Consider the following 3,692-nt stretch of genomic DNA (forward strand, 5'->3'; position numbering starts at 1 on the left):
TCGTGTGAATGGGGACGTATTGGCGCTAAAAATTTTAGGCGTAAAGTCGCTGTATTTAACTCTGTTGATGAGGCAATGACTCAGCTCAAGCACGAAGAGTCATTGCGTATAAAACATCAGTATCAACTCGTTTAAGTCTCATTCAATTACGTTCAATCATTAGCTGACTGGTTCCAAAATTTCGTTGGTGATTGCCAAACTCTTTCGTATTTGCCTTGGCGAGGTAACTCACTCGATGAAACATATTTTCAAAACCAGCAATATCTAGTACTCCCTGAAAAATACCAATTCGATAACTGCATTTTTCAGGAAAATGTACCAGTCTATAAGCATCTATGATATTAACCTGCAATGCACTTGCCCATGCTTTCATAATGCGACATGCCATATTATCCCCATTAAATTGCTGCGGGTTAATCGTATCTAATAGGGGAATAGTGCCTAGTGTTCCATAAGCATCTGCATTCAATAAAATCACTAAATGGTAATGGGGTTTGTTATTTATCCCATACTCTCTAGTCCAAATATATCCCAATTTTGAATGATGTGCTTTTGGATTAGTTCTAAGTCTTTGCTGGTAATTCGCTTCAAGCTGTGCTTTTAATGATGCCGTAAATCTTGATATGACAGAACTATTGTCAATATAACTATCAGGCAAATGTAAATCAAATCTTATCACACACACTCGTTGCATCATAATAATCGCATTTTTAAATATGCTGAGCATTGACTCTAGATAACTCAAAATGAAAGGAGAGTACTTTTCTTGTAAAGGTAAACCGTTCCATTGCTTACCTTCACATAATACTAAATTTCTATTAGACAGATGATATGTATTCATGATTGACCTCTCTATGTGTTAATACAACTCACAGTAAGACAATCATCCGTATTTTTTTACATTATATGTTTTTATAATTAAAGAACATCGAGTTCTTTAATTAATATATTACCATTACCGAGATAGTGTATTTAAAAAATGGTCAAATAAAATTAAAATTTAACCAATAAAGATAGAAGTCATTGATTATTTCCTATAATAAAAATAGAATAAATAGATATATTATCTATAACACTCCTGCCAATCTTAAATCTAATCACTCTTGAGATAAATGATGCAGATTTCATAAATATGATGTATTGAGAGTTATACAACCTTTACTAATCAATAGGCTAACAGAAATAACACGTTACCCATACACTATCAAATTATGTTTTATTCAAGATTTGATAAAACTTCTAGGTAGTTCGGATAGCAAGACCTACTAGATCTGAGTACACTAAAAATACTCTTATACATTGTTGTTAAGAAAAATCTAGGTTCATTTGTAGTCTTAAGATTTCACTGTTTTGACCATCGTCTACTAAAAATGCTACGGTATTTACTACGAAATAGCTATGTATAGATGATAAAAACTCTTCCATAATCTCTCAAAAATACAACAGCTGTGCTACAGTAATTATCACCCCCTTCGTTAAAAAGAATGCCCTATGTCAATCACAGATTTTAAGAGATATCAATCATTGTATGTACCAAACTGGCCAAAAGAATTAGAGCATTTTACTCAACGAGACATTGAGTGGTGCTATAATTTTCTAATTAATGCTTCAGTTAATATATCTCTAAGTGAAAAACAAAATTTTATAATTATTTATTTAGCAAATAATAGAAACTATATTTATAATCTTTACAATAATAGTCAATATTATTTTAATGAAAAACTATTAGACGAATTAAGACATGGTAATATTGTAGATGTATCTTGGATATTACCTGATGACCAACGTTTACTTATCTGGCTCTTACATGCAAATATTCCAGGATTTATACCATTTGATACAACAAATAATTGTTCTTTTCAAAATCATGTTGGATTTAGCTCTGTTGTGTATCCAAGTACCAATTTATCTGTAGAACAACGTTACTCCTCAATTATTGAATATATAGATTCTATTCGTTTTAATACAGTAGATGCTAACCCAAAACAAGAATACTTAAATAGTATAAAAAATAAATGGATTACAATAAAGACACATGACAATTTAACGAACTGGATTGATAAAGATAATAACGATCAGTTAGTATGGGCATGGGAATATCTTGTTAAATGTGAAAAATTTGCAAAAATTCCTAAACCACTAAACAAACATGAATACTATACTTCAATACTTGCATCATTAGATCTTTTCTATAATTTTCAGCCTAATCCATTTAATAACGGATTAAACACTAATTTTTCCGAAAGGGAGTTGTTTATAAATAAGTTCAGTAAAGCATGGTCACAGAAAAAATTTAGAGATTCAGGAAAACATAAAAAAGACTACCATTTACCACTCACTAAAAAGACAAAAGAATGTCTTGAAAAATTAGCAAAACTTTCCAATAAAAAAGAAAATGAAATTTTGGAAGAATTAATAAATAAAGAGTTTATTGATAAATTCAAAGACTCACATGGCAATACACTCTATTAACACATACTTAATACTCTTCGAACGATATTTATATTTTTTGAAGAGATAGTCGCATTTAAACTCTAGTCTTAAATATTCCAAAAAAATTCAAATATATATTACTCACCTGAGTACATCACACTCATATCTTCCATACCTTATAGCCTCATATCACGTCAGTGGTATGGGGCTTTATGCTTTTATAGGATTCATCATCATGACTATACGTTGTCCTTATTGTTTGTCGTATCAAGTCGATACCTTAAATCAGGCTAAAAAGACTGGTAGTGCTGTGGGTACTGTCGCAGGAGCCGCCAGTGGTGCTTCTGCTTCATTTAACGGGGCAAGAGTGGGTGCATCTATTGGTACAGTGGTTGGCCCTGTCGGTTCGGTGGTCGGTGGTTTTGCAGGGGCATTATTAGGTGGTTTTCTCGGTGGAGTCGCTGGCGGTACAGCAGGCTCTAAACTCGGTGAATTTGTTGACGATAACATTTTAGATAATTACAAGTGCTTACGTTGTGGTTATACCTTTAGTGAACCTCGTCAGTATTAAGTCTGTACCCTCTCCTCTCATCTTTTTGGTCTTTTCGTTTTCCTTGTTTTCTTAATCTCGTTCTTTACTGTCCTTTTCAATGTTATTTCCCTCATCTTTAGCTGTATATGTTAATGCGTCTCATTTGCTTTTAACTATACTTTATTGATGATAGTTTTTTATCTTTCATTTTCGGAGAATTTATCATGGCACATTTAGTCGAATCGATGGCTTATGTCGGTGTAACCCCATGGCACGGTTTAGGTAATCACTTAGAAGAAAAGCAGCCCTTAGAGGTTTGGGCTAAACAAGCAGGTATGGATTGGTCTATTCTAGAAGCCCCTGTCCGTTTTATGACAGGTGATGAGCAAACATCATCCATCCGTACCTTTGCAGACAATAAGGTCTTGTATCGTTCAGATACGAATGCACCTTTATCGGTGGTTAGTCAACGTTATCAAGTGGTTCAACCGCGAGAGATTTTAGAGTTTTATCGCGATTTAACCGAAGTGTCTGGTTTTGAGTTAGAAACCGCTGGGGTGTTAAAAGGTGGTCGTAAGATTTGGGCATTGGCGAAAACAGGTCAATCCATGAGTTTACGTGGGAATGATGTCACGAATGGCTATTTGCTGTTGGCTACCGCTTGTGATGGCACTTTAGCCACTACCGCGCAATTTACCAGTATTCGGGTGGTGTGTAATAACACCTT

Annotated in this window: 4 protein-coding genes; 3 read left to right on the top strand and 1 reads right to left on the bottom strand. The window is 33.9% G+C overall.

The features are described 5' to 3' along the window. Positions 1–142 precede the first annotated feature (142 nt). Positions 143–841: an inovirus Gp2 family protein gene (locus C8N29_RS16505; protein ID WP_107867160.1), complete on the bottom strand. Its 699-nt coding sequence runs from the start codon at positions 839–841 to the stop codon at positions 143–145. Positions 842–1,491: 650 nt separating this feature from the next. Between C8N29_RS16505 and C8N29_RS16510 the strand changes: the two genes are divergently transcribed. The 3 genes from C8N29_RS16510 to C8N29_RS16520 all read left to right on the top strand — a co-directional run. Then, the gene (locus C8N29_RS16510) at positions 1,492–2,472 is read left to right on the top strand and encodes a hypothetical protein (protein ID WP_107867161.1); all 981 of its coding nucleotides are present in this window, start codon (positions 1,492–1,494) and stop codon (positions 2,470–2,472) included. A 196-nt stretch (positions 2,473–2,668) separates the two neighbouring features. Then, entirely contained in the window at positions 2,669–3,004 is a 336-nt protein-coding gene (locus C8N29_RS16515; RefSeq protein ID WP_107867162.1) for a hypothetical protein, read from the top strand. Positions 3,005–3,210: 206 nt separating this feature from the next. Then, positions 3,211–3,692 (top strand): DUF932 domain-containing protein (locus tag C8N29_RS16520; RefSeq protein ID WP_420836677.1); only part of this gene is annotated, 482 nt, incomplete at its 3' end.

The organism is Agitococcus lubricus (genome assembly GCF_003051055.1).
Classification (GTDB): Bacteria; Pseudomonadota; Gammaproteobacteria; order Pseudomonadales; family Moraxellaceae; genus Agitococcus; species Agitococcus lubricus.